General features: G+C 64.0%; 23 protein-coding genes. 15 read left to right on the top strand and 8 right to left on the bottom strand.

The genetic code is table 11. The features are described 5' to 3' along the window. Window positions 1-21: 21 nt before the first annotated feature. From B0G69_RS41340 to B0G69_RS08565, 4 genes are read left to right on the top strand one after another with little or no spacing between them, the layout of a single operon-like run. A complete protein-coding gene (locus B0G69_RS41340; RefSeq protein ID WP_168670655.1) occupies window positions 22-198 on the top strand; it encodes a hypothetical protein in 177 nt (58 codons plus the stop codon). A 2-nt stretch (window positions 199-200) separates the two neighbouring features. Beyond that, window positions 201-773: a cytochrome C oxidase subunit II gene (locus B0G69_RS08575; RefSeq protein ID WP_121316486.1), complete on the top strand. Its 573-nt coding sequence runs from the start codon at window positions 201-203 to the stop codon at window positions 771-773. Continuing rightward, the gene (locus tag B0G69_RS08570) at window positions 760-2,385 is read left to right on the top strand and encodes a b(o/a)3-type cytochrome-c oxidase subunit 1 (RefSeq protein WP_121316485.1); all 1,626 of its coding nucleotides are present in this window, start codon (window positions 760-762) and stop codon (window positions 2,383-2,385) included. The genes B0G69_RS08575 and B0G69_RS08570 overlap by 14 nt, the downstream gene beginning before the upstream one ends. Beyond that, on the top strand, window positions 2,382-3,191 hold the full coding sequence (locus B0G69_RS08565; protein ID WP_121316484.1) for a c-type cytochrome: 810 nt from the start codon (window positions 2,382-2,384) through the stop codon (window positions 3,189-3,191). The genes B0G69_RS08570 and B0G69_RS08565 overlap by 4 nt, the downstream gene beginning before the upstream one ends. A 118-nt stretch (window positions 3,192-3,309) precedes the next feature. On the opposite strand, the gene B0G69_RS08560 is transcribed toward B0G69_RS08565, so the two are convergent. After that, window positions 3,310-4,950 (bottom strand): methyl-accepting chemotaxis protein, encoded by a 1,641-nt coding sequence (locus B0G69_RS08560; RefSeq protein WP_121316483.1) that lies wholly within the window; start codon window positions 4,948-4,950, stop codon window positions 3,310-3,312. 304 nt (window positions 4,951-5,254) lie between these two features. Here B0G69_RS08560 and B0G69_RS08555 point away from each other — a divergent pair, with 304 nt between their 5' ends. Beyond that, complete coding sequence (locus B0G69_RS08555) at window positions 5,255-6,052, top strand: DUF4239 domain-containing protein (RefSeq protein ID WP_121316482.1); 798 nt, start codon at window positions 5,255-5,257, stop codon at window positions 6,050-6,052. A gap of 98 nt (window positions 6,053-6,150) precedes the next feature. On the opposite strand, the gene B0G69_RS08550 is transcribed toward B0G69_RS08555, so the two are convergent. Further along, entirely contained in the window at window positions 6,151-6,696 is a 546-nt protein-coding gene (locus B0G69_RS08550; protein WP_121316481.1) for a single-stranded DNA-binding protein, read from the bottom strand. 168 nt (window positions 6,697-6,864) lie between these two features. Then, entirely contained in the window at window positions 6,865-8,052 is a 1,188-nt protein-coding gene (locus B0G69_RS08545; protein ID WP_121316480.1) for an MFS transporter, read from the bottom strand. A 368-nt stretch (window positions 8,053-8,420) separates the two neighbouring features. Between B0G69_RS08545 and uvrA the strand changes: the two genes are divergently transcribed. The 3 genes from uvrA to B0G69_RS08530 all read left to right on the top strand — a co-directional run bounded on the left by uvrA (window position 8,421) and on the right by B0G69_RS08530 (window position 13,857). Then, window positions 8,421-11,294, top strand: coding sequence for an excinuclease ABC subunit UvrA (gene uvrA / locus B0G69_RS08540; RefSeq protein ID WP_121316479.1), 2,874 nt, complete (start codon window positions 8,421-8,423; stop codon window positions 11,292-11,294). A 34-nt stretch (window positions 11,295-11,328) separates the two neighbouring features. Next, entirely contained in the window at window positions 11,329-12,414 is a 1,086-nt protein-coding gene (locus tag B0G69_RS08535; RefSeq protein ID WP_121316478.1) for an AI-2E family transporter, read from the top strand. A 216-nt stretch (window positions 12,415-12,630) separates the two neighbouring features. Then, on the top strand, window positions 12,631-13,857 hold the full coding sequence (locus B0G69_RS08530) for a PepSY-associated TM helix domain-containing protein (RefSeq protein WP_121316477.1): 1,227 nt from the start codon (window positions 12,631-12,633) through the stop codon (window positions 13,855-13,857). Window positions 13,858-13,968: 111 nt separating this feature from the next. Here the strand turns inward: B0G69_RS08530 and purU are convergent, their stop codons facing one another. The 5 genes from purU to B0G69_RS08505 all read right to left on the bottom strand — a co-directional run bounded on the left by purU (window position 13,969) and on the right by B0G69_RS08505 (window position 19,267). Then, a complete protein-coding gene (gene purU, locus B0G69_RS08525; RefSeq protein WP_121316476.1) occupies window positions 13,969-14,838 on the bottom strand; it encodes a formyltetrahydrofolate deformylase in 870 nt (289 codons plus the stop codon). A gap of 110 nt (window positions 14,839-14,948) precedes the next feature. Further along, the gene (locus B0G69_RS08520) at window positions 14,949-15,821 is read right to left on the bottom strand and encodes a DUF4743 domain-containing protein (RefSeq protein WP_121316475.1); all 873 of its coding nucleotides are present in this window, start codon (window positions 15,819-15,821) and stop codon (window positions 14,949-14,951) included. Window positions 15,822-15,895: 74 nt separating this feature from the next. Continuing rightward, window positions 15,896-16,510: a LysE family translocator gene (locus tag B0G69_RS08515; protein ID WP_121319231.1), complete on the bottom strand. Its 615-nt coding sequence runs from the start codon at window positions 16,508-16,510 to the stop codon at window positions 15,896-15,898. Window positions 16,511-16,569: 59 nt separating this feature from the next. Beyond that, window positions 16,570-17,136 carry an adenine phosphoribosyltransferase gene (locus B0G69_RS08510; protein ID WP_121316474.1) on the bottom strand — a complete coding sequence of 189 codons (567 nt, stop codon included), beginning with the start codon at window positions 17,134-17,136 and terminating at the stop codon, window positions 16,570-16,572. 127 nt (window positions 17,137-17,263) lie between these two features. Then, window positions 17,264-19,267: a monovalent cation:proton antiporter family protein gene (locus B0G69_RS08505; protein WP_121316473.1), complete on the bottom strand. Its 2,004-nt coding sequence runs from the start codon at window positions 19,265-19,267 to the stop codon at window positions 17,264-17,266. Between the two features lie 171 nt (window positions 19,268-19,438). Here B0G69_RS08505 and kdsD point away from each other — a divergent pair, with 171 nt between their 5' ends. From kdsD to raiA, 7 genes are all read left to right on the top strand, one after another. Beyond that, on the top strand, window positions 19,439-20,422 hold the full coding sequence (gene kdsD, locus B0G69_RS08500; RefSeq protein WP_121316472.1) for an arabinose 5-phosphate isomerase KdsD: 984 nt from the start codon (window positions 19,439-19,441) through the stop codon (window positions 20,420-20,422). Beyond that, a complete protein-coding gene (locus B0G69_RS08495; RefSeq protein ID WP_121316471.1) occupies window positions 20,422-20,982 on the top strand; it encodes an HAD family hydrolase in 561 nt (186 codons plus the stop codon). The genes kdsD and B0G69_RS08495 overlap by 1 nt, the downstream gene beginning before the upstream one ends. Beyond that, window positions 20,979-21,587 carry an LPS export ABC transporter periplasmic protein LptC gene (gene lptC, locus B0G69_RS08490; RefSeq protein WP_121316470.1) on the top strand — a complete coding sequence of 203 codons (609 nt, stop codon included), beginning with the start codon at window positions 20,979-20,981 and terminating at the stop codon, window positions 21,585-21,587. The genes B0G69_RS08495 and lptC overlap by 4 nt, the downstream gene beginning before the upstream one ends. A gap of 20 nt (window positions 21,588-21,607) precedes the next feature. Further along, on the top strand, window positions 21,608-22,279 hold the full coding sequence (lptA, locus tag B0G69_RS08485) for a lipopolysaccharide transport periplasmic protein LptA (protein WP_121316469.1): 672 nt from the start codon (window positions 21,608-21,610) through the stop codon (window positions 22,277-22,279). Beyond that, the gene (lptB, locus tag B0G69_RS08480) at window positions 22,276-23,061 is read left to right on the top strand and encodes an LPS export ABC transporter ATP-binding protein (RefSeq protein ID WP_121316468.1); all 786 of its coding nucleotides are present in this window, start codon (window positions 22,276-22,278) and stop codon (window positions 23,059-23,061) included. Before lptA ends, lptB begins: the two co-directional genes overlap by 4 nt. Window positions 23,062-23,250: 189 nt before the next feature. Beyond that, complete coding sequence (locus tag B0G69_RS08475; protein ID WP_121316467.1) at window positions 23,251-24,765, top strand: RNA polymerase factor sigma-54; 1,515 nt, start codon at window positions 23,251-23,253, stop codon at window positions 24,763-24,765. A gap of 170 nt (window positions 24,766-24,935) precedes the next feature. After that, the gene (gene raiA / locus B0G69_RS08470) at window positions 24,936-25,292 is read left to right on the top strand and encodes a ribosome-associated translation inhibitor RaiA (RefSeq protein ID WP_020066967.1); all 357 of its coding nucleotides are present in this window, start codon (window positions 24,936-24,938) and stop codon (window positions 25,290-25,292) included. Window positions 25,293-25,478: the final 186 nt, after the last annotated feature.

Here is a 25,478-nt window from a genome sequence, read left to right as displayed (position 1 = left end):
CCGCACCGGAGAACCATCGAGATGGAAGCGAACGACACCCACAGCGCGGCCCCGCCCACCGATGACGAAGTGGAGCGCGTCGTCGCGGCCGGTCCGCATGGCGCGGTTGCGCTCGCCGGCGTCGCGACGCTGATCGTCATGGCGATCTGGTTCGGCTTCTACTTTTTCGCGTTCCTGCCGCGCGGCATCATTCACTGACCATGTCCACCGATTCCAATCCTCAACCGGAGAGCGGCCACGCGGTCGCGTTGCGCGCCGAGCGACGCTGGGCGATTTTCGCGGTCGGACTGATCGTGCTGATGCTGGCGGTGATCGTCTTCTCCGGCCTGCATTGGGCGATGATGCCGCCGTCGCGCGTCGAAACGATCGACCCGGCGCGCTTGCAACTGTCCGGCGAATTCGTCGAAGACAATCTCGGCAGCGCGGTGCAGCCGGACGGCTCGGTGATCGTGCGCTTCATCGCGCAGCAGTACTCGTTCACGCCGCAATGCCTGCTGGTGCCCGCCGACACGCCGATTACGATCCGCACCACCAGCGCCGACGTCGTGCACGGCCTGCTCGTCACCGACACCAACATCAACACGATGGTCGTGCCCGGCTACGTCGCCACGCTGAACACCCAGTTCGCCCAGCCCGCCGATCACACCATGCCGTGCCACGAATTCTGCGGCTTCGGCCATCAGACCATGTGGGCACATGTGAAAGTGATCGACAAAGCCGCCTTCTTCGAGCAGGCCCGACAATCACGGAGGCTGAGCTGTGTTTCACGCTAAGCGACTCGTTCTCGCGCATTTCTGGCTCGCCTTCATCACGTTTCTGATCGCGCTGTTCCTCGGCGCCTGGCAGATGCTGGTGCGCAGCCCGCTCGTGCCGTGGATCGGCGACCCCGAGTTGTACTATCGATCGGTGACGGCGCACGGCACGGTGATGGCCTATGTCATGCCCACGCTGGTGTCGATGGGCTTCGGCTACGCGATCGTCGAGCTTGCGCTCGCGCAGCGCCTCGCCGGCCTCAAATGGGCATGGGCCGCGCTCATCATGCTGGCAGTCGGCGCGGTCATGGCGATGGTGCCGGTCGCACTTGGCACGGCCTCGGTGCTCTACACATTCTATCCGCCGATGATCGGCAGCCCGTTCTACTACCTCGGCGTGGTGCTGGTGGTGGTCGGCTCGTGGATCTGGGTCGCGCTGATGCACGTGAACCTGCGCATCTGGAAGCGCGCGAATCCCGGCAAGGCGGTGCCGCTCGCGATGTTCGCCAACGTGGCGGGCGCGTATCTGTGGGCGTGGACCGCCGTCGGCGCGGCGGCCGAGATCCTGTTCCAGATCCTGCCCGTCGCCTTCGGCCTCACGCGAACCATCGATGCCGGCCTCTCGCGCGTCCTGTTCTCGTGGACGCTGCATGCGATCGTCTACTTCTGGCTGATTCCGGCGTATATCGCGTACTACACGCTGGTGCCGCGCGCGATCGGGGGACGGCTATATAGCGATTCGATGGCGCGCGTGTCATTCATTCTGTTCCTCGTGTTCGCGATGCCGATCGGCATCCATCACCTGTTCGTCGATCCACAGGTCGGCTCCGGCTTCAAGTTCCTGCACGCGGTGTTCACCGGCATGGTGTCGGTGCCGACGCTGCTGACCGTGTTCACGATCTGCGCGTCGGTGGAAATCGCCGGCAGGCTGCGCGGCGGCAAGGGTGCGTTCGGCTGGCTCACCGCGTTGCCGTGGCGCAATCCGATGATGCTGGTGATCGCCTTCTCGTTCGTCATGCTGGGGTTCGGCGGCGCGGGCGGGCTGATCAACATGAGCTATCAGCTGAACTCGACGGTCCACAACACGCAGTGGGTGACCGGCCACTTCCACCTGATTTTCGGCGGCGCGATCGTCATCATGTACTTCGCGATCGCGTATGAACTGTGGCCGCAATTGACCAACCGCGCGATCGTCTCGGTGAAGCTCGTGCGCACGCAATTGTGGCTGTGGTTCATCGGCATGATGATGGTGACGCTGCCCTGGCATTACGTCGGCCTGCTCGGCGCGCCGCGCCGCATGGCTTATTACGACTACACGATGTCCGGCATGCAGGACCAGGCATTCTGGGTCGGCATGTCGGCGGTGGGCGGCCTCGTCCTCGTCGCCTCGGGCGTGCTGTTCGTCTACATCCTCGCGAAGTCTCAATTCGGGCCGGCGGTGCAACCGCAGGCGTTCCGTTTCGCGAGCGCGGTGCAGCCGGTCGACCGCGTGCCGGCCGCGCTCAATAGCTTCGGCTTGTGGGTCGCGCTGATGATCGGCCTCACGGTCGTCAATTACAGCGTGCCGATCGTACAGTTGCTCAGACTGCCGCAGACGTCGGTGCCGGCGGTCGTCATCGGAGCGCAGCGATGAGTGAGGAACGCGTCTTCAGCTTGCGTAACCCGTGGTTCACCTGGAGCGTGGGCGGCACGATCGCGATTGCGATCGTAGGAATACTGATCGGTTTCATCTGGCTGCCGTCGGCGAGCAGTGCCTTCGGCGATCGCGGCTTATGGGCGACGATCTGCGGCGCCGCCGGCGCGCCGTCGAGCTGGTATAGCGGTGCGAGCGCAGGCAGTCCGGTGCCGAGCGAGGTGGTCGTGTTGCCGCCGTGGCACCCGACGCGCATCGCAGCGGATTCGATCGGCCGCGGCGCGACGATCGCGACGCAGCACTGCTCGATGTGCCACGGTGTGCTCGGCACGCCGCAGGTCACGGCACCCGGGTTGGCCGGGCAGTACGGCGATGCGGTCTATAAGGAATTGCGCGACTACCAGAGCGGGCGGCGGCAAAACGCGGTGATGCAGGCGATCATCGCGGGGCGCAGCGATCAGGATCTGCAGGATCTCGCGGCTTACTACACGTCGCTGACGAGAGGTGCCGGCGCCGAGACGCGACGCGTCGGCGAAGAGCCGGATGCGAACGCGGTGAAGCTGGCGATGCAAGGCGATCCACAGCGCAACATCGCGCCTTGCGCAGCCTGTCATGGAGAGCTCGATCGCAAAGGCGCGACACCATGGCTGGGCGGGCAGTCGTCGGCTTATCTCGCCGAACAGATGCGCGCGTTCGCTTCCGGCGCGCGGCACAACGACATCAACGAGCAGATGCGCAATGTGGCGCGGCAGTTGACCTCGGCGGAGATAGATGGCCTCGCCAGGTATTACGCTGCCATGCAATGACGCTGCGCTCGAATGCGCGGTGTCCGTCGTCGTTTTCGAAGACGCTGCGCGCCGCCGTGCGCAATGGGCCTGAACCGAACGGCCTCGATGAACGAGCGCCAACGAACAGGATTCGACGTCAGGCCGCCACGAACTCGCCCGCGTCATCGCGCTTCGAGGCTGCGGCGGAAGCGTCCCGGCGTCGCGCGACCGCGGCGGAGCCGCTCCCCGTGCGGAACACCGCCACCGCCGATGACAACCGCCGCGCCTGATCTTCCAGCGAACTGGCCGCCGCCGCAGCCTGCTCGACCAGCGCGGCGTTCTGCTGCGTCACCTCGTCCATCTGCGCGACCGCGAGATTGACCTGATCGATGCCGGTGCTCTGCTCGATCGCCGCCGCCGCGATCTCGCCCATGATCGAACTCACGCGCGCAATCGCGTCGACGATCTCGGCCATCGTCGAGCCCGAGCGTTCGACCAGTTGCGAGCCCGCCTCCACCCGCGCCGTCGATTCGTCGATCAAGCCCTTGATCTCCTTGGCCGCCGCCGCGCTACGCTGCGCGAGCGAGCGCACCTCGCTCGCCACCACCGCGAAGCCGCGTCCCTGTTCACCCGCCCGCGCCGCTTCGACCGCGGCGTTCAGCGCGAGGATGTTGGTCTGAAACGCGATCCCTTCGATCACGCCGACGATATCGGCAATCCGCCGCGAGTCGTCGACGATGCCGTGCATCGTGCCGACCACCTGCTCGGTGAGGTCGCCGCCCTGCGCAGCCAGGCTCGACGCGCCCTGCGCGAGCGAACTCGCCTGCTTCGCGTTGTCCGCCGTCTGTTTGACCGTCGACGTGAGTTCTTCGATGCTCGCCGCCGTTTCCTCGAGCGACGCGGCCTGCTCTTCGGTGCGCTGCGACAGATCGGCATTGCCGGCCGCAATCTCGCTCACGCCGGTATCGATGGATTCGGTGCCTTGACGTACCGCATTCACCGTCCCGATCAGCGACTGCTGCATCTTGCGCAGCGCCGCCGCGAGACGGCCCATTTCGTTGTCGCTGGTGACGTCGATCCGGCTCGTCAGGTCGCCGTTGGCGATGCGCTGGAATTGCGCGATGGTCGCGTCGACCGGATTGACGATCGCGCGCACCAGCACCATGCGCCCGAGCAACGAACCGAGCAGCGACACCACCATGCCGATCGCCACCGCGATACAGATCGCGTAGAACAGGTCCTGCGCCTCCTGGTAGCGTTGCGCGCCGTGATCGAGCTGCAACTGTTCGAGCGCGAGCATCGCCTTCTCGTACGTGCTGTAGAGCGACGGCAGCTTGTGCGCCTGCAATTGATTGAATGCGTTTCTGTCGCCCGACTTGAGCGCGGCGAGCGCTGGATCGACGCCTTCGCGCAGGAAGCTGTCGCGCTTGGCCTGCATGTCCTTGATCAGACGCTGCTCGTCGTCGTTCGAGCTCGCGCGGCTCACATAGTGGGCAATCCGCTCGTTGGATACTTTCTGGTACTGATCGAAACGCTTGAGCACGGCATTCGCGCCGTCCTGATCGTTCAGCTCGATCAGCGATGCGTACGTCGCGAGCGCGAGACGCAGGCGCAGCAACTGGCCGGAGCTGCCTTCGAGGTCCGCGACGGCGGGGGTGTCGACGGTGTACATCTGTTGCAGCGACGCGTTGCTCGAGCGCAGCGACAGCAGGCCCGCGGCGGCGCCGAGCAGTAACACGACGCCAAAGAACACGATCATCAGGCTAAGGCAGGTGCGAATCGACAGATTTCTCAACATGGGGCTTGTCTCCAATGGGCCGCTCGGCTGGTGCCTCGATGGCTCCGACCACGCGTGCTGCGCCCAAACCCTTCCGGCCAGGTCCGCAACTTTTGTCTAAAATTTAAGCAACCACCACACTGAGGGACTACGGCGGCACAGCAGAAAACTTTATGGTCGATGACGCATATGGTTGCGATACATCAAGTGACGGGCGCGAGCGCAGGGCCTTTTCCCGCCGCGCATTCCGGTGCGGGACTACCCGGGTATCCGGCACCTGGCAGTTGATGGAAAGTGACGACGCACCAGTCTTCGGAGTATTTCTATGGCGGAAGTCGGATCGGCTCTACTGGTTTTTGCGCTGCTGCTAATGGCGACCAGCCTGGGCGTGTGGGTACGGCCACTTCTGCCCGAAGAGCACAAGGCGCACGAGACCGTTCAGCTCATCCAGCTGGTGATCGGCATGCTGGTGACGTTCGCCGCCCTGGTGCTCGGGCTGTTGACGGCCTCCGCGAAGTCCAGCTTCGATACAGCGTCGAACGATCTGCGTAGCTACGCGGCCGATCTGATCGAATTCGACACGACCTTGCGCGACTTCGGCAACGATACCGACGAAGCCCGCCGCCTGTTGCGCCAGTACACTTCGGCGGCGATCGCGTCGACCTGGCCTCACGAGCCGGCGCCGAGCGGCGACTACCCCAGGAACCTGGGTCCGCAGGATTCGAAGCGGCTGGAAAACGTCCAGCTTGGCGATATGTTGACCGACGTGGGCCGGCAGTTACGGCAACTGCGAACGCAGGATTCGCTGGAGGCGGGTGCGCTCGACGACGCGTTGGCGCAATACCGGCGCGTCGTCGACGCGCGGTGGAAGCTCATCGAAGAAGCGCATAGCTCGATATCGCAGCCGTTCTTCAAGACGCTCACGTTCTGGTTGTGTGTGATTTTTATGAGCTTCGGCTTGATTGCGCCGCGTAATGCACTGGCGCTCGTCACCATTTCGCTGGGGGCGGTGTCGATTGCTTCGGCGATCTATGTGATCGTCGATCTGGATACGCCCTTTTCCGGGCCGATTGTGATTTCCAGCCAGCCGTTGAGAGATGCGCTGACGCATTTGAAGCGGTGAGCGCAAGAAGCAATAAAAACGGCCCCGGAAATTCTCGCCAAACCATTTGAACGGTTGGGAGAACCCGGGGCCTGCTGTACTTCCTGCCGATATGCCTGTTAGAACGGAATATCGTCATCCATCTCATCAAAGCCGCCGCCTGCCGGCGCGCTCGGACGGCTGGAACCGCCGCCACCGCCACCACCGCCGCTGCCGCCACGCGAAGCACCGCCGCCCGACGACATCGCGCGGCCACCACCGCCGCCGCCGCTACGCTCCGACGGCTCGCCGCGGCTATAGCCGCCTTCGTCGCCACCGCCGCCCGAGCCGCCGCGGCCACCCAGCATTTGCATCTGCTCGGCGACGATTTCGGTCGAGTAACGATCGGTGCCGTCCTGCGCTTGCCACTTACGCGTGCGGATGCGCCCTTCCAGATAGACCGACGAACCTTTCTTCAGATATTCCGAAACGATTTCCGCGAGGCGGCCGAAGAACGACACGCGGTGCCACTCGGTGGCTTCCTTCATCTCGCCGGACGCCTTGTCCTTGTACCGGTCCGTCGTCGCAAGGCGGATGTTCGCCACTGCGTCGCCGCTCGGAAGATAACGGACTTCCGGATCGGCTCCGAGATTGCCGACGAGAATGACCTTATTCACGGATGCCATGTGTTTCTCCTGTTGATTCCGTTGCGGGCGGCGCGGCACTGGGCGGTTTGCGTCTCGTGCCCCGCAGGCCGAGATCGGAACAGCGCCTCTGCCCGCCGCCGGGTGAGTTCTGGATGAATTCGGGATGTGCTCCCGGGTGCGCCGCGACAGCCCGGCGAGTGTTGCGTACTACGCCTTGCGCGGCGGCTGTTTCATCTTTGCGGCGATTATAAGCCAGCAAAACACGAGCCCCGAGCAAGTGAGGAACACCGTGCTTTGACCATCCACTTTCAACAGCCAGCCGCCGACCATGCCGCCCAGTGCAAGACCGATCGACTGAGTGGTGTTGTACACGCCGGCAGCCGCGCCTTTGCGGGTGCCCGGCGCCAGTTTCGACACCAGCGAAGGCTGCGACGCTTCGAGAATATTGAAGCCGAGAAAGTACACGAAAAGGATCGCCGCCACACTCAGAATCGTATGCGGAGCGACGCCCAATAACAACTGTCCGATCAGGATAAGACCGATCGCGGACAGCAGCACGATCTTCATCTTGCCGCGCTTCTCGGCGGCGATGATTGCCGGCACCATCATCACGAAAGACAGGCCCATCACCGGCAAATACACCTTCCAGTGCGATGCGACCGGCAGGCCGCCGGCCTCGAGAATGCGCGGCACGACGAGGAACAGCGCGGTTTGCGTCGCGTGCAGCACGAGCACGCCGAAGTTCAGGCGCAGCAGCTCGACGTTGTGCAGCACTTCGGCGAACGGCGCGCGCACGTGCACCGGTCTCGGCGCGTCGGGCACGACCCACAGCACCACGCCGATCGCGAGGATCGAGAAGATGCCGACCAGCGTGAACAGGCCGCTCATGCCCACCCACTGGAACACGATCGGCGCGCCGACGATCGCCACCGCGAACGACACGCCGATGCTGCCGCCAACCATCGCCATTGCCTTGGTGCGATGCTCTTCCGACGTAAGGTCGGCGAGGAACGCGATGACCGCGGACGACACCGCGCCCATCCCCTGGATCACGCGGCCGACGATGATCCACGTCATGTCGTGCGCGCCCGCCGCGACGAAGCTGCCGAGCGCGAAGATCAGCAGGCCGGTGGCGATGACCGGCTTGCGCCCGACCTTGTCGGAGATCCAGCCGTAGAAGATGTAAAGCATCGACTGGGTCACGCCGTACGCGCCGAGCGCGATGCCCACCAGCAGCACGTTGTCGCCGCCCGGAATGGTCTTCGCGTAGATCGAGAACACCGGCATGATCATGAAGAGACCGAGCATGCGCAGCGCGAAGATGGCGGCGAGCGACACGGTCGCGCGCAGTTCAGGCGCGCTCATGCGTGTGGAAGTGGCGGACGGATTGGACATCGGGAGCGTTCTTTGAATGAGCTGGACGGCACACTGCGGGCGACCGGCGGCGGGCGGCGGGAACCGGCTGCGAAACAGGCCCGCTGAGACCGCCACAAGCCAGCAACTTGCCACGGCATAGCCGCAATACCCGCGGGCCCGGCGTTCGAGCCGGCGGCCTGCAGCATGCCCGCCCACGCCTCGCTGTGCCTTGTACTCGCGGAAAACGGCCCCAGTTAAACCCCTTCCCCCGCGGCGCTAAACCGCAGCCTTACAGCTTGCCTCGCGCGTGATTCGCGCTGTCAGGAAGCCGTAACGACGGCCTTGAAAAGTCGTTATAGTAGCAGGTTTAGCCTCTTCCTCTTTCCGCCAGTTCATGGAATAAATCCGTGGAACAAATCCGTATTCGTGGGGCTCGCACCCACAACCTGAAGAACGTCAATCTAGACCTACCCCGTCACAAGCTCGTCGTCATTACGGGCCTTTCCGGCTCGGGCAAATCGTCGCTGGCGTTCGACACGCTCTATGCGGAAGGACAGCGGCGCTACGTCGAAAGCCTCTCCGCCTATGCGCGCCAGTTCCTTCAATTGATGGAAAAGCCGGACGTCGATCTGATCGAAGGTCTGTCGCCGGCAATCTCGATCGAACAGAAAGCGACCTCGCACAATCCGCGCTCCACGGTCGGCACCGTCACCGAAATTCACGACTATCTGCGCTTGCTGTTCGCGCGGGTCGGCACGCCTTATTGCCCCGATCACGAGATTCCGCTCGAAGCGCAAAGCGTGTCGCAAATGGTCGATGCGGCGCTCGCGCTGCCGGAAGAGACCAGGCTGATGATCCTCGCGCCTGTCGTGGCGGACCGTAAAGGCGAGCACGTCGAACTGTTCGAGGAAATGCAGGCGCAAGGCTTCATCCGTTTCCGCGTGCGCTCGGGCGGCGGCACTGCCAATGAAGGCGTCGCGAAGATCTACGAAGTCGACTCGCTGCCGAAGCTGAAAAAGAACGACAAGCACACGATCGACGTCGTCGTCGACCGTCTGAAAGTGCGCCCGGACATGAAGCAGCGGCTCGCCGAGTCGTTCGAGACGGCGCTGCGTCTGGCCGACGGCCGCGCGATCGCGCTCGAAATGGATACGGACAAGGAGCATCTGTTCAGCTCGAAGTTCGCCTGCCCGATCTGCTCGTATTCGTTGCAGGAACTGGAGCCGCGGCTGTTCTCGTTCAACAACCCGATGGGCGCGTGCCCGGACTGCGACGGCCTCGGCCAGATCACCTTCTTCGATCCGAAGCGGGTGGTCGCGCATCCGTCGCTGTCGCTCGCGGCGGGCGCGGTGAAGGGCTGGGACCGGCGCAACCAGTTCTACTTTCAGATGCTGCAAAGTCTCGCGGCGTTCTATGAGTTCGACATCGACACCGCCGTCGAAGATCTGCCGGAGAAAGTCCGCAAGATCCTGCTGTTCGGTTCGGGCAAGCAGGAAATTCCGTTCTCGTACATCAACGAACGCGGCCGCACGTCGGTGCGCGAGCATGTGTTCGAAGGGATCATCCCGAATCTGGAGCGGCGTTACCGCGAGACCGATTCGGTCGCGGTGCGCGAAGAACTCGCCAAGTATCAGAACAATCAGCCGTGCCCGGCCTGCGCCGGCACGCGGCTGCGCCGCGAAGCGCGCTTCGTGCGGATCGGCGCGGACGGCGACGCGCGCGGCATCTTCGAAATCAGCGGCTGGCCGTTGCGCGATGCGCTCGGCTATTTCCAGACGTTGCGGCTGGAAGGCTCGAAGCGCGAGATCGCCGACAAGGTCGTGAAGGAAATCGTCGCGCGGCTGATGTTCCTGAACAACGTCGGGCTCGATTACCTGTCGCTGGAACGCAGCGCGGAAACGCTGTCGGGCGGCGAGGCGCAACGGATTCGCCTCGCGTCGCAGATCGGTTCCGGGCTGACCGGGGTGATGTACGTGCTCGACGAACCGTCGATCGGCCTGCATCAGCGCGACAACGACCGGCTGATCGCCACGCTCAAGCATCTGCGCGATCTCGGCAACTCGGTGATCGTCGTCGAACACGACGAGGACATGATCCGCATGGCCGACTACGTGGTCGACATGGGCCCCGGCGCCGGCGAGCACGGTGGCATGGTGATCGCCGAGGGCACGCCCAAACAGGTGCAGGCGAACGTGGCGTCGATGACCGGCCAGTACATGTCCGGCGCGCGCAACATCGAATTCCCCGACGAGCGCAAGGCGCCCGACGAGCGGCGTCTGCGCATCGTCGAGGCATACGGCAACAATCTGCAGCACGTATCGCTGGATCTGCCGGTCGGGCTGCTGACCTGCGTGACCGGCGTGTCCGGTTCGGGCAAGTCGACACTGATCAACGACACGCTGTATCACGCGGTCGCGCATCACCTGTACGGCTCGGCCACGGAGCCGGCGCCGTACGAGTCGATCGAAGGCCTCGAGCATTTCGACAAGGTCATCAACGTCGACCAGTCGCCGATCGGCCGCACGCCGCGCTCGAACCCGGCCACCTACACGGGACTGTTCACGCCGATCCGCGAGCTGTTCGCTGGCGTGCCGGCCGCCAAGGAACGCGGCTACGATCCGGGCCGCTTCTCGTTCAACGTGAAGGGCGGGCGCTGCGAATCCTGTCAGGGCGACGGCGTGCTCAAGGTGGAAATGCACTTCTTGCCGGACGTGTACGTACCGTGCGACGTCTGCCACGGCAAGCGCTACAACCGCGAAACGCTGGACGTCCAGTACAAAGGCAAAAACATCAGCGAAGTGCTCGACATGACGGTGGAGAACGCCTACGAGTTCTTCAAGCCGGTGCCGGTCGTCGCGCGCAAGCTCAAAACCTTGCTGGACGTCGGTCTGGGCTATATCCGGCTGGGCCAGTCGGCCACTACACTGTCGGGTGGTGAGGCGCAGCGCGTCAAACTATCTTTGGAACTGAGCAAGCGTGACACGGGTCGCACGCTATACATTCTTGACGAGCCGACCACCGGTCTGCACTTTCATGACATTGCGCTGCTGCTCGAAGTAATCCACCGGTTACGCGACCAGGGTAATACCGTCGTGATCATCGAGCATAATCTCGATGTAATCAAAACCGCCGACTGGGTCATCGACCTCGGTCCCGAAGGCGGTGCGGGCGGCGGGCAGATCATCGCTCAAGGCACGCCGGAGCAGGTCGCGAAGTCGAAGGCAAGTTTTACCGGCAATTATCTGGCGCCGCTGCTTAAGCGGGCGGCCAGCAAAAAGTAACGCTGCACAACAAGGGTGGGAGACGGGATAAGCCATGGCCAAGCGGAATCAGGCGCGCGACGACGGGCAAGTGCAGGACCTACGCCCACGCCCGGTCAGGCTGACTAGCGACATGAGCCTGCCGAAGCTGTCGGCGGTCGAAATCGGCAGTTACGTTCTGATGCTGGCCGGCATGTGGGCGGTCATTGCACTGAAGCTGCTCGGCGCATTGCTCGCCGGGCTGCTGGTGTTTCAGCTCGTGCATACGATCGCGCCGCGCATCGAGCGCCACATGTCGAGCATGCGCGCGCGCTGGCTCGCGGTGGTGATCCTGTCGGTGGTGATCGTGGGGGCGCTGACCGGGCTTACGCTCGGCATCATCGAGCATTTCGAGAACGACGTGCCGAGCGTGCAGACCCTGCTCGATCAGGCCATGCAGCTGATTCACCAGGCGCGCGGCCGGATTCCGCAATTCATCGCCAATTCGCTGCCGGTCGACACCGAGCAGATGAAGGCCAAGGCCGAAGAGCTGATGCACACGCACGCGAACATGCTGCAGCAAAGCGGCACGATCGCGGCGCGTGGCTTCACGCACATCCTGATCGGCATGATCATCGGCGCGATCATCGCGGTCGGCGCGCAGAAGCATATGCACCGGCTGCCGCTGTCCACGGCCTTCATCACGCGCGTGACCCGTTTCGCCGATGCGTTTCGCCGCATCGTGTTCGCCCAGGTGAAGATTTCCGCGCTCAACGCGGTCTTCACCGCCATCTTCCTGCTGGTGGTGCTACCGATCTTCCACGACCAGTTGCCGCTGTCGAAAACGCTGGTGCTGGTGACGTTCATCGTCGGTTTGCTGCCGGTGATCGGCAACCTGATCTCGAACACGATTATCGTCGCGGTGGCGCTGTCGGTGAGTTTCCCGGCGGCGGTCATGTCGCTCGTGTTCCTGATCCTGATTCACAAGCTGGAATATTTCCTGAATGCGCGCATCGTCGGCGGACAGATCGAGGCGCGCGCGTGGGAACTGCTGATCGCGATGCTCGTGATGGAAGCCGCGTTCGGCATCCCCGGCGTGGTCGCGGCGCCGATCTTCTATGCGTACATCAAGCGGGAATTGATCTACCTGCGGCTGGTGTGAATTCCGGACGCATCACGGGCGCCCGCTCGGGCAAGCAAAAAACGGCACTTCGGTGCCGTTTTTTTTGGTCTTTTCCCGTTGACCCCATCAAACGCCGCCGCACGACGAACTTGCGGTAGTTTGCGCAAGCCCCTAAGATGCGAACAATTCCCATTTACAGATCGCTTACGCCGTGACGCCCGCCCAGCCTTTCCTCCCCCTCCTGCCGGATCGCGCATGAGGCGCCAGCTCGTCCGCCTGCACCGGTGGTTCGGCGTCGCCACCGCGCTGCTTCTGTTCGTCGCCGGCCTGACCGGCGCGATCATCGCGTGGGACCATGAACTCGATGCAGCGCTGAATCCATCGTTCTTCAAAGCCCGCACGGATGCTCCGGCGCTGTCGGGGCTGGAACTGGGCCGCCGAGTGGAAGCCGCCGACCCGCGACTTCAGGTGACCTATCTGCCGCTGACCGCCGAACCCGGCCACACGCTGCAGATGATGGTGCTGCCGCGCACCAACCCGGCCACGAAACAGCCCTACCCGCTCGATTTCAACCAGATCGCCGTCGATCCCGCCACTGGCGAGATCCAGGGACGTCGCGAGTGGGGCGCCGTATCGCTCGCGCGGATCAATCTGATTCCGTTCATCTACAAGCTGCACTACACGCTGCATCTGCCGTTCACCGGCGGTATTGATACCGGCACGTGGTTGATGGGGATCGTCGGCATCGTGTGGCTGCTCGACAGCGTGATTGCCCTCGTGCTGTCGTTCCCGAGCGTCAAGGCGTGGCGCAAGTCGTTCGCGTTTCGTCTGAAGCGCGGCGGCTATGCGCTCACCTTCGACCTGCACCGCTCCGGCGGCGTCTGGATCTGGGGCCTGCTGATGGTCATCGCGCTGACGTCGATCTCGATGAATCTGTCGAGGCCGGTGGTGCGCCCAGTCGTCTCGATGCTCTCGACGCTCACGCCGGACCCGATCAACAACCCTGAAATCCTGCGCGCCCCGCAACCCGGCGATCAGGTATTGAGCCGTGAACAGATCTTCGAACTGGCCGAGCAGGCCGGCAAGTCGATGAACCTCGCCGCGCCGCCAGGCGGCATCTATTACGCCGAGTTCCTGCACGCGTATGGCGTGGGCTTTTACGCGCCCGGCAACGATCACGGCGACATCGGCCTCGGCAACCCGTGGATGTATTGGGACGCGGCCACCGGCAAGCCGCTCGGCAAAACGATTCCGGGCAAGGGCACCGCGGGCGACATTTTCATGCAGGTGCAATTCCCGCTGCACTCGGGGCGCATCCTCGGACTCGGCGGACGGATTCTGATCAGCGCAATGGGCATCGCGGTCGCCGTGCTGAGCGCGACGGGCCTGCTGATCTGGCTGAAGAAGCTGAATGCGCGCCGCCGTTCGGCGCAGAACGCCGGTCTCGCGCGCGACGCGGGCGGGTCGGCGGCGCGGTCGTAGGGGAAGGAGCTTGCGCCGGCGGCTTCGCGCGGCGCATTTTGCGGCGGCGGCACGCGGACTATCGTCGCCGCCCGCTACGGAGTCATGGGCGCCTGAACGCCTCGACCGCTTTTACCGGAACACCACTGTCTTACTGCCGTTCAACACGACGCGATGCTCGACGTGCCATTTCACCGCACGCGCGAGCGTCACGCATTCGACGTCGCGGCCAATCGCCGTCAATTGCTCCGGTGTCATGCTGTGATCGACGCGCTCCACTTCCTGCTCGATGATCGGACCTTCGTCCAGATCGGTCGTCACGTAATGCGCGGTCGCGCCGATCAGCTTCACGCCGCGGTCGAAAGCCTGGTAATACGGCTTCGCGCCCTTGAAGCTCGGCAGGAACGAGTGGTGAATGTTGATCGCACGGCCAGCCAGTGCTTCGCACAGTTTCGGCGACAGAATCTGCATGTAGCGCGCGAGCACCACCAGATCCGCCTGATGCTCGTCGATCACTTCGAGCACGCGCGCTTCCTGCGCGGCCTTCGCGTCGGGCGTGCCGCCCAGCAGCGGGAAGTGATGAAACGGAATGTCGTAGCTCGCGGCGAGCTGATAAAACTCCTTGTGATTCGAGATGATCGCCGGAATCTCGATGTTCAGCTGGCCGGTACGGTAGCGGAACAGCAGATCGTTCAGGCAGTGACCAATCTTCGACACCATGATCACCACGCGCGGCTTCACCGACGCGTCATGCAGTTCCCAGCGCATGCCGAACTGTTCGGCGAGTTCCGTGAACGACGTGCGCAACGCCTCCAGTCCCGGATCGCCGCCCACCTGCTGAAAATGCACGCGCATGAAGAACTCGCCGGTGCCGCTGTCGCCGAACTGCGCGGAGTCGAGAATATTGCTGCCACGCTCGAACAGAAAGCCCGACACTGCGTGAACGATGCCGGGCCGGTCGGCGCACGACAGTTTGAGGATAAAGCTGTGATCGGTCGACATGACCTGGGTGACTCCCTTCTTCAATGCGTGGTTTGTTCAGTCTGTACGGCTCGATGCTGCGTGCTTCGGGGTGTTCGTCGTGCGGGCGCTGCGGCTGTCAAAGCCGGTGTCTACACAAGCGCCGGTGGCGCGAACAACGCTTCGATGCCGGCGCACGCCTCTTCATCGAGCCAGCGGCGGCGCAGCAGGCAATCCAGCGTGGCGAGACTCGCGTCCACCGTCATCGCGCCCTCCTCGATCCAGCGCGCCACTTCGTCGATGCGTGCGAGCCGGTGCTCACCCACTTCGCCGTCCTGATTGCGCGGCGCGAAATCGGCCGGCAGCGCGAGGTCGTAGATGAAAATCTGTTCGGCCTGCGTGCCTTCCGGCAGCGATTGCAGCACATGCGCGGTGCGCCCGGCGACGGCGCGCGCGGCGATTTCCTCGGGGATGCCGGCTTCTTCCCAGCATTCCTTGATGATCGTCGCCTCGATGCCGAAGCCCCAGCCGATCCCGCCCGCGACGACATTGTCGAGCATGCCGGGGTCGGTCGCCTTGGTATCGCTGCGGCGCGCGATCCACAATTGCGGCGCGCCCTTCTGCGCGCCATCTGTGTATTCTACGACGCCGTTCAGATGCACCGCGTAGGTCATCGTGCCGAAGAAGCGCGACGCCGCGCGTTCGATGTAAGCGAGCGGCGGCGCGTCGAACGCATTGCGGATCGCGTAGGTCTCGTTGCGCCAGCCGGGAATGCGGCCTTCCGCGGCGAGCGCGCCGATCACGGAGCCGAGCGCCGCGCTGCGCAGATCGACGGTATCGAACGCGGCCGCGAGGGCCACCAGAGCGTGGCCGCTATTGCTATCGATGTCGAACACGTCGGGCCAGCGCGTGAGCAGGGGCACGTCGCTCGCACGGATCCAGCCGACCTGTTCGGCGCCGATCCAGAACGGCAGATGCGCAGCCGCATCGAAGCGGCGCGCGGCAGTGATGCAAGGCAATGTCATCCAAAACTCCAAACTGAACGGTGCGCCAGAGGCGGCCGGTGAGTGGCGAACGCGTGGTCGGTCACAGGGCCGCGTCAGTCACGCAGCGCCACGCGAATCCCGATGGCGATGAACGTCGCCCCGGCGAGGCGATCGAGCCACACGCCCACTCGCGGCCGACGCTTGAGCCAGCCGCCGATAATTCCCGCGCACACGCCGAACAGCGAAAACACCACGACCGTCTGCAACATGAACAGCACGCCGAGTTCGAGCATCTGCACCGTGATGCTTTGCGCGCCGTGCGGCTGCACGAACTGCGGCAGGAACACGACGAAGAACAGCGTCACCTTCGGATTCAGCAGATTGCCGAGCACACTCTGGCGAAACACCGTCATCAACGGCTGCGGCGCGCGCTGATGCGCGGTCGCGAGGCCCTGGCTGCGCAGCGCCTTGATGCCGATCCAGACCAGATAGGCGGCGCCGGCCAGCTTGATCGCTTCGAACGCAAGCGGCGACGAACGCAGCAACGCGGCAACGCCGAGCGCGGCCAGTGTCGTGTGAAACGTGATGCCGGCCGCGAAGCCGAGCGCGGCGACGAGACCCGCCGCGCGGCCCTGCGAGATGCCGCGCGCGAGCACCTGCAGGTTGTCGGGGCCGGGCGCCACGGTAATCGCAATCGACGTGGCGAGAAACAGCAGGAAGTTGGGCATCGTCGTTACCTTCTTGTTGTGCGGCGAAGTGCGGCGAACAGCGGCAGCTACGCGCGCGCTCAATGACCTTCGAAGCGTGTCGCGGTGTAGAGCGCGAGGCCGGCGTCGCGCAGCAGCTTCGAGCCGCCGAGTTCGGGCAGATCGACGATCGCCGCGGCTTCCACGACGACCGCGCCGAGCCGCTCGAGCAGAATCTTGCCGGCCATCATCGTGCCGCCAGTGGCGATCAGATCGTCGATGAGCACGACCCGGTCACCGGGCTTGCACGCATCTTCGTGAATCTCGACGGTGGCGGTGCCGTATTCGAGTTCGTACGACTGCGAGAGCCGCTTATACGGCAGCTTGCCCACCTTGCGGATCGGAATGAAACCGATGTTCAACTCGTACGCGAGAATCGGCCCGAAGATGAAGCCGCGCGCATCGAGCCCGGCGACGTAGTCGAGCTGCGCGTCGAAATAGCGCTGCACGAACAGGTCGATCAGCACGCGCAGCGACTTCGGCTCCTGCAAGAGCGGCGTGATGTCGCGAAACTGCACGCCCGGCTGCGGCCAGTCGGGCACCGTGCGAATGTGGCTTTTGATGTAATCGGCCGCATCGAGCGGCGCGCCGACAAGCGCGTTGGACATGATGTCTCCGGATGGACCTCGGCAGGTCCGATGAAAAACTGAATCTGAGCGGCGTAGGGGCTGGCGGCTCACAGCTTGTGCCTTGCGGCGCGGCGTCCCGCCGCGCGCATGCGCCCCGAGCGCCGGCCTACGCCGCAGCCGCCCCCGCTCGACGGTGCTTCGAAAGCCGTTCCTCGGCTTGCGCCAGTTGCTCGGGCAGACCGCGCAATACCACGATGTCGCTCGCGCGCAGCTTGGTGGACGGGTCCGGCTCGACGCCGCGAATGCCGTGCCGGCGTATCGCCGTCACTTCCACGCCCAGATCCAACAGGCCCAGTTCCGCGAGCGTGCGACCCACCGCGTCCGCGTTGGCGTCGACCGGCACCGATTGTAGCCGCACCTGTTCGTGGCCGTCGTCGTCATCGATGTCGTCGGCGCCGTGGAAATAGCCACGCAGCAGCGCATAGCGTTCGTCGCGCATTTCCTCGACCCGCCGCACCACGCGCCGCATCGGCACGCCCATCACCACCAGCGTGTGCGAGGCCAGCATCAGACTGCCCTCGACGATTTCCGGAATCACTTCGGTCGCGCCGGCGGCCAGCAGCTTCTCGAGGTCGGCGTCGTCGACGGTGCGCACGATCACCGGCAGCGTCGGTTCTTCCTCGTGAATGTTGTGGAGCACGCGCAATGCCGACGGCGTGTTCGCGTAAGTGATCGCGACCGCGGCCGCGCGGTGCAGACCGGCGGCGAGCAACGACTCGCGCCTTCCGGCGTCGCCGAACACGACCGACTCACCGGCGGCCGCGGCCGCCGCGACGCGATCGGGGTCGAGATCCAGCGCGACGTACGAGAGGCCTTCGTGCTCCAGCATGCGCGCCAGGTTCTGCCCGGCCCGGCCGTAACCGCAGATGATCACGTGGCCGCTCTGCTTCAGGCTTTGCGTCGCGATGCGCGTCATCTGCAACGACTGCATCATCCATTCGGTCGACGACAGCCGCAGCACGATACGGTCCGCGTTCTGGATCAGGAAGGGCGCAGCCAGCATCGACAGCAGCATCGCCGCGAGAATCGCCTGCAGCAGCGTGGCGTCGACCAGATGCCGGTCGAGAATCAGGTTCAGCAGCACGAAGCCGAACTCGCCGGCTTGCGCGAGGCCGATACCAGTGCGCATCGCGACGCCCGGCGTCGCGCCGAACAGCCGCGCGAGGGCCGTGATCATCACCGCCTTCAGCAGAAGCGGGCCGATCAGGAAGCCGAGCACGATCAGCGGATGTTCCCAGATCACGGTCGGATTCAACAGCATGCCGGTGGTGATGAAGAACAGGCCGAGCAGCACGTCGCGAAACGGCTTGATGTCCTCTTCCACCTGATGCCGGTACGGCGTTTCGGCGATCAGCATGCCGGCGATGAACGCGCCGAGCGCGAGCGACAGCCCGAATTTGTCCGTGATGAACGCGGCGCCGAGCGTCACCAGCAGCACATTGAGAATGAACAGTTCCTGCGAGCGGCGCCGCGCGACCACGTTGAACCAGCGCGTCATGAAGCGCTGCCCGACGATCAGCAGCAGAGCCAGCGCCACGACGATCTTGATCGCCGCGACGCCGAGCGAGGCGACCAGTTCTTCCGACTTGCCGCCAAGCGCCGTGATGATGATCAGGAGCGGCACCACTGCCAGATCCTGGAACAGCAGCACGCCGAAGATGTTGCGCCCGTGCTCCGTTTCGATTTCGAGCCGCTCCGCCAGCATCTTGCTGACGATCGCGGTCGATGACATCGCGAGCGCCCCGCCGAGCGCTACGCTCGCCTGCCACGTGATATGCACCCAGCGCTCCAGCACGAAGCCGAGCGCCACGGCCACCGCGATCGTGCCGAGCACCTGCAACAGGCCGAGGCCGAACACGAGCCGATGCATCGCGCGCAGCTTGGCGAGCGAAAACTCCAGCCCGATCGAGAACATCAGGAACACGACGCCGAACTCGGCGAGGTTCTGCGCCCCGGCCGAGTCGGGAATCAGTCCGAACGCGTTCGGCCCGACGACGATGCCGACCGTCAGATAGCCGAGCATCGGCGGAAGGTTCAGAAAGCGGAATACCACCACGCCCGCCACTGATGCCAGCAGCAGGAACAACGTCATCTCGAGCGGGGAGATCATCGGCAAAAACGCATGGGTGAAGCGTCCTCGTTCGTCAGCGGAACCGTGCACGCAAAACGCCGTGCGGCGAGGTTGAGGGGCCGGCAAAAAGGCCGAAAAAGGGCTGTTGATGGCAGCGGCTTGGCACAGCAGGCCCGGCGCGGCGAACGGCGCCTTTGCTATACTCCGCGAATGATAGCGAAAATCAATGGCGACCGGGCACTGACGCTCGCTCGCGACGTGCTCGACATCGAAGCGGACGCCGTGCGGGCCCTTCGCGACCAACTCGACGATGGCTTCGTAGGGGCGGTTGATTTCATCCTGGGTTGCCGTGGCCGCGTGGTCGTTTCCGGCATCGGCAAATCCGGCCACGTGGCCCGCAAGCTCGCGGCCACGCTGGCCAGCACCGGTACCCCCGCGTTCTTCGTGCACCCCGCCGAAGCGAGCCATGGCGACCTCGGCATGGTCACCTCGGACGACGTGTTCCTCGCGTTGTCCAACTCCGGCGAAACCGAAGAACTCGTGGCGATCCTGCCGCTCATCAAGCGGATCGGCGCGAAGCTGATTGCGATGACGGGACGCCCGTCGTCGAGTCTCGCACAACTGGCCGACGTGCACCTGAATTCCGGCGTCGCCAAAGAAGCCTGCCCGATGAATCTCGCGCCGACCGCCAGCACCACCGCCGCGCTCGCGCTCGGCGACGCGCTCGCGGTCGCGGTGCTCGATGCGCGCGGCTTCGGTCGCGACGATTTCGCGCGTTCGCATCCGGGCGGCGCGCTCGGCCGGCGCCTGCTCACCTATGTGCGCGACGTGATGCGCACCGGCGACCAGTTGCCGCAGGTCACGCCCGAGGCGACCGTGCGCGACGCGCTGTTCCAGTTGACCGCGAAACGCATGGGCATGACCGCGATCGTCGATGAGGAAGGCCGCGTGGCGGGCATCTTCACCGACGGCGACCTGCGCCGCGTGCTCGAGCGCGATGGCGATTTCCGCCAGTTGTCGATCGCCTCGGTCATGACAGCCGGCCCGCGCACCATCGGCCCGGATCGACTCGCGGTCGAAGCCGTGGAACTGATGGAGCGCCACCGCATCAATCAGATGCTGGTCGTCGACGAAGCAGGCAAGCTGATCGGCGCACTCAACATGCACGACCTGTTCTCGAAGAAGGTGATCTGATGGCCATCGCGCCCCCTACCGCTACCGAACGCGCAAGCCGCGTGAAGCTGATGATTTTCGACGTCGACGGCGTGCTGACCGACGGCGGCCTGCTGTTCACGGCAGAAGGCGACACGATGAAGGGTTTCAACTCGATGGACGGCCACGGCATGAAGCTGCTGCGTCAGGCGGGCATCGAGACGGCGATCATCACCGGGCGCAAGTCGGGCATCGTCGCGGCGCGGGCGAAGGAAATGAACATCGCGCATGTGTATCAGGGCGTGCAGGACAAACCTCAGGCGTTTGCAGACCTTTTGCAGCAGACCGGCCTCACCGCGGAAGAATGCGGCTACATGGGCGACGACTGGGTCGACCTCGCCGTGATGCTGAAGGTCGGCTTCGCGGCGGCGCCCGCCAACTCGCATCCTGAAGTGATCGCACGTGCCCATTGGGTCAGCGAGGCGCGCGGCGGTCACGGCGCGGCGCGAGAAGTCTGCGACACGTTGCTGCGCGCACAGCACAAGTACGAAGCCCTGCTCGCTGCTGCCTGCAGCGGCGAACAGCGAGGCCTCGTCGGATGAATCAGTTTCGCTGGACTTCGCTGATTCCGCTGGTCGCGATGGCCGCACTCGCCGGTATCACATGGTGGCTGTTACAAGCCACCCAGCCGCGGCAGAACGAAGGCGCGCCCCGTCCGAAGGGACACACGCCGGACTATTTCGCGGACAACTTTTCGGTTTCCGAACTCGACCAGTCCGGCGCGACGCAATACCGCCTGACCGCCCAGTCGCTGATCCACTACGAAGACGACGATCTGAGCGACCTGATCAAACCGGCCATGCGCGCGTTCCAACCCGGCAAGCCGATCGTCACCGCTACCGGCGACACCGGCAAGGTCAACGCCGACGCGTCGATCGTCGATCTGTATGGCAACGCGCGCATTGTGCGGGCGCCCGGCAACGGCGATCCGCGGATGCAGGCAGATTCGGAGCATTTTAGGGTGCTGGTCAACGACGATGTGATCGAGACCGAAAAGCCGGTTAAACTTCAGCGCGGCATGTCGGTGATGACCGCCAGCGGCATGAACTACAACAACGTCACCCGGGTGATGCAGCTGTTCGGTAACGTGAGAGGCGCCATTACCTCGTCCGACGCCGGCGGCAGCTCGCCCAAGCAACCCGGGTAATCCATTCCAAGCGTGACTGCATGAACGAATCGTTCCCCCGTTTTTTTACCGGCCGCTCGCGCACCCTGTCCGCGTGCCGCGCCGGACTCGCTGCGCTCGCCGTCGCGTTGCCGCTCGCCGGCTTCGCGCCGCTCGCGCATGCGGACCGAGCCGACAAGGACAAGCCGCTGAACATCGAAGCGGACAACATGACTTACGACGACCTCAAGCAGGTCAACATCTTCACCGGCCACGTGGTCGCCACCAAGGGGACGATCGTGATCAAGGCCGATCGTGTCGAAGTGACGCAAGACCCGCAGGGCTATCAGTACGCCACCGGCACGTCGAGCGGCGGCAATCTGTCGTATTTCCGCCAGAAGCGTGAAGGTCTCGACGAATACATCGAAGGCACGGCGGTCCGCATCGACTACGACGGCAAGCAAGATCTGACCACGCTCACCACGAATGCCACGGTCCGCCGCCTGCAGGGTCTGTCGACGGTGATCGACCAGGTGCACGGCAGCGTCATCACCTATGACGGCCAGAACGACTTCTATACCGCGAAGGCAGGCAAGGACGTCGCCAGCCCGGGCAACCCGACCGGCCGAGTGCGCGCGATGCTGTCGCCGCGCAACAATGCCGCGGCGGCGCCGACCGGCGCGTCGGCCACGCTCGCGCCGTCCACTACGATCCAGGGAGCGCCGAATCAGTGAGCACCACCGCGTCCCTCCCCAATCGCAAGCCGGCCGGCACCAGCAGTTCGCTGGTCGTGCGGAATCTGAAGAAGCGCTACGGTTCGCGCACTGTCGTCAAAGACGTATCGCTCGATGTGAAAAGCGGTGAAGTGGTCGGTCTGCTCGGGCCCAACGGCGCCGGCAAGACGACCTCGTTCTATATGATCGTCGGCCTCGTGCCGCTCGACGCAGGCGAAATCGACCTGGACGGCAAGTCGATCAGCCTGCTGCCGATCCACAAGCGCGCGTCGCTCGGCCTGTCGTATCTGCCGCAGGAAGCGTCGGTGTTCCGCAAGCTCACCGTCGAGCAGAATATTCGCGCGGTGCTGGAACTGCAGCACGAAGACAACGGCAAACGGCTCAGCAAAGACACCATCACCGCCCGCACCGAAGCCCTGCTCGACGAGCTGCAAATTGCTCACTTGCGCGAGAACCCGGCGCTGTCGTTGTCGGGCGGCGAGCGTCGCCGGGTCGAGATTGCTCGCGCGCTGGCCACCAATCCGAGCTTCATTCTGCTCGACGAGCCGTTCGCGGGCGTCGACCCGATCGCGGTGCTGGAAATCCAGAAAATCGTCAAATTTCTGAAGCAGCGCAATATCGGCGTACTGATCACCGACCACAACGTGCGCGAGACGCTCGGCATCTGCGATCACGCGTACATCATCAGCGACGGCAGCGTGCTGGCCGCCGGGGCGCCGAGCGAAATCATCGAGAACGAAAGCGTGCGGCGCGTCTATCTGGGCGAGCACTTCCGCATGTAAGCGCACACGGGATTGCCGGCGGTGCGAACGCGCATCCGCCGGTCCTTTTTGCGGCAACCGCACATCAGCATTTTCGACCTGGGCCCTCTCGCGCCCAGCGCCGCCGAAAACGGGCGCACACGTAATTGCGAATGTCGCAAGGTGGTATCGCGGTCGTGGCAAACTCTCTACAATGAATCTCAACTTGCCATGAAAGCCAGCCTCCAACTCCGCCTATCGCAGCATCTTGCGCTGACCCCGCAACTGCAGCAGTCCATCCGGCTGCTTCAGCTGTCCACGCTCGAACTGCAGCAGGAAGTCGCAATGGCGATCTCGCAGAATCCGCTCCTCGAAAACGAGGACGACTGGATCGCGAGCCCGTTGCGGGTGGCGGCTGACGGTTCGCTGATTACGCAGGCACCCAATTCGTCCCCGCCGCCTGAGCAGATGGGCGGCAACGGGTCATCTTCGTCCAGCAGCAACGAGCGCGCCGAAAACGGCGAGCCGCAAGGCGTCGACGAATACAACGGCCTCTCGGGCGACAGCAACGGCGACGCGTCGCAATGGAATCTGGACGACTACGGCCGCTCCGGCAATGCGTCCGACGACGACGACCTGCCGCCGCTGCAAATCCACGAATCGAGCACGTCGCTGCGCGACCACCTGATGGCGCAATTGCGCGTTACCCAGGCGGGTCAACGCGACCGGGCGCTGATCACGTTTCTGATCGAATCGCTCGACGACGACGGCTACCTCGCCGCCACGCTCGAAGAAGTGCTGGCCGACCTGCCCGAAGAGCTCGAAGTCGATGTCGACGAAATGAACGCCGCGCTCGCGCTGCTGCATAGCTTCGACCCGGCCGGGGTCGGCGCGCGTTCCGCGTCCGAATGTCTGAAGCTGCAACTGCTGCGGCTCGATCCGTCGCCTACGCGAACGCTGGCGCTCGACATCGTCAGCCACTACCTCGAACTGCTCGCCGCGCGCGATTTCACGCGGCTGCGCAAACACCTGAAGGCGAACGACGACGACCTGCGCGATGCGCATGTGCTGATCCGTTCACTCGAACCGTTCCCCGGCGCCGCTTACGGCAAGGCCGAAGCGGACTACGTGGTACCGGACATCATGGTGCGCAAAACGGCCCAGGGCTGGCAGGCCGAACTGAATCCGGAAGTAGTGCCGAAGCTGCGCATCAACCACCTGTACGCGAATATTCTGCGCAATAACCGCGGCGATCCGGGCAGCGGATCGTTGCGCCAGCAACTGCAGGAAGCGCGCTGGCTGATCAAGAATATCCAGCAACGTTTCGAGACGATCCTGCGCGTCGCGCAGGCCATTGTGGAGCGTCAGAAGAGCTTTTTCGTGCACGGCGAAATTGCCATGCGCCCCTTGGTTTTGCGAGAAATTGCTGATACGCTGGGCCTACACGAGTCGACTGTCTCGCGTGTGACAACCGGTAAATACATGCTGACCCCATTCGGGACGCTGGAATTCAAGTATTTTTTCGGCTCACACGTTTCAACCGACACGGGCGGCGCGGCCTCTTCCACGGCCATTCGCGCGCTCATCAAACAACTGATAGGAGCGGAAAACCCGAAATCGCCTCTCTCAGACAGCCGCATAGCCGAACTGCTGGCGGAACAGGGCTTCGTGGTCGCACGGCGTACCGTTGCGAAGTACCGCGAAGCGCTCAAGATCCCGGCAGTCAACCTGCGCAAGTCTCTGTAGCCCGTCGCCTTCCGTGGCGGGCATTTACCGGCCGCTCCGCAGTTGGCGGACAGGCCGGCCGATGCGACCTGCCAGATGTCAGTCACCGGGGGGCGACTCAGGCAAGCCGACATATCGACCGGACCTTTGTCATCGTGCGGAACAAGCGGCCACTAGCTTGGAGAAGCACTATGAATCTGCAGATCAGTGGACACCACCTCGAAGTAACGCCTGCGTTGCGCGAATACGTGATCACCAAACTGGATAGGGTGCTAAGACATTTCGATCAGGTAATCGACGGCAGTGTGGTCCTCTCGGTCGACAACCACAAGGAAAAGGACAAGCGTCAAAAGGTTGAAATCAACCTGCATCTCAAGGGCAAAGATATCTTTGTCGAGAGCTGCGACAGCGATCTCTACGCTGCAATCGATCTGATGATCGACAAGCTCGACCGGCAAGTGATACGCCACAAGGATCGTCTGCAAGGTCATCAGCACGAGGCGATCAAGTATCAACCGGCGCCGCAACTGGATGTGCCGCCGCAATAAGGAAAATTAGAGGGCTTTCTCATTTTCCTCACCTTGGCAAAACCGCCCCAAATCGGGCGGTTTTTCGTTTCTGGGCGCATTTTTCGCACGTCGGCGCAGCTTATGGACCAAATCGTTAAAAACCCATCGCGCATCGATGGCGCGCCGCACCATCCGTAGCTACCCTGTTCTATAATGTTCCGGTTA

It is taken from the genome of Paraburkholderia sp. RAU2J, assembly GCF_003634845.1.
Taxonomy (GTDB): domain Bacteria; phylum Pseudomonadota; class Gammaproteobacteria; order Burkholderiales; family Burkholderiaceae; genus Paraburkholderia; species Paraburkholderia fynbosensis.
This window is presented reverse-complemented; position numbering and strand designations above follow the sequence as displayed.

Coding starts and splice junctions, on each gene's coding strand:
- B0G69_RS08505 (WP_121316473.1), bottom strand. CDS start 19,267: ATGATCTCCCCGCTCGAGATGACGTTGTTCCTGCTGCTGGCATCAGTG.
- B0G69_RS08530 (WP_121316477.1), top strand. CDS start 12,631: ATGAGGCGCCAGCTCGTCCGCCTGCACCGGTGGTTCGGCGTCGCCACC.
- B0G69_RS08565 (WP_121316484.1), top strand. CDS start 2,382: ATGAGTGAGGAACGCGTCTTCAGCTTGCGTAACCCGTGGTTCACCTGG.
- lptC (WP_121316470.1), top strand. CDS start 20,979: ATGAATCAGTTTCGCTGGACTTCGCTGATTCCGCTGGTCGCGATGGCC.
- B0G69_RS08475 (WP_121316467.1), top strand. CDS start 23,251: ATGAAAGCCAGCCTCCAACTCCGCCTATCGCAGCATCTTGCGCTGACC.
- B0G69_RS41340 (WP_168670655.1), top strand. CDS start 22: ATGGAAGCGAACGACACCCACAGCGCGGCCCCGCCCACCGATGACGAA.
- B0G69_RS08575 (WP_121316486.1), top strand. CDS start 201: ATGTCCACCGATTCCAATCCTCAACCGGAGAGCGGCCACGCGGTCGCG.
- B0G69_RS08515 (WP_121319231.1), bottom strand. CDS start 16,510: ATGCCCAACTTCCTGCTGTTTCTCGCCACGTCGATTGCGATTACCGTG.
- kdsD (WP_121316472.1), top strand. CDS start 19,439: ATGATAGCGAAAATCAATGGCGACCGGGCACTGACGCTCGCTCGCGAC.
- B0G69_RS08550 (WP_121316481.1), bottom strand. CDS start 6,696: ATGGCATCCGTGAATAAGGTCATTCTCGTCGGCAATCTCGGAGCCGAT.
- B0G69_RS08510 (WP_121316474.1), bottom strand. CDS start 17,136: ATGTCCAACGCGCTTGTCGGCGCGCCGCTCGATGCGGCCGATTACATC.
- B0G69_RS08555 (WP_121316482.1), top strand. CDS start 5,255: ATGGCGGAAGTCGGATCGGCTCTACTGGTTTTTGCGCTGCTGCTAATG.
- lptA (WP_121316469.1), top strand. CDS start 21,608: ATGAACGAATCGTTCCCCCGTTTTTTTACCGGCCGCTCGCGCACCCTG.
- raiA (WP_020066967.1), top strand. CDS start 24,936: ATGAATCTGCAGATCAGTGGACACCACCTCGAAGTAACGCCTGCGTTG.
- B0G69_RS08535 (WP_121316478.1), top strand. CDS start 11,329: ATGGCCAAGCGGAATCAGGCGCGCGACGACGGGCAAGTGCAGGACCTA.
- B0G69_RS08545 (WP_121316480.1), bottom strand. CDS start 8,052: ATGTCCAATCCGTCCGCCACTTCCACACGCATGAGCGCGCCTGAACTG.
- B0G69_RS08560 (WP_121316483.1), bottom strand. CDS start 4,950: ATGTTGAGAAATCTGTCGATTCGCACCTGCCTTAGCCTGATGATCGTG.
- B0G69_RS08520 (WP_121316475.1), bottom strand. CDS start 15,821: ATGACATTGCCTTGCATCACTGCCGCGCGCCGCTTCGATGCGGCTGCG.
- purU (WP_121316476.1), bottom strand. CDS start 14,838: ATGTCGACCGATCACAGCTTTATCCTCAAACTGTCGTGCGCCGACCGG.
- B0G69_RS08495 (WP_121316471.1), top strand. CDS start 20,422: ATGGCCATCGCGCCCCCTACCGCTACCGAACGCGCAAGCCGCGTGAAG.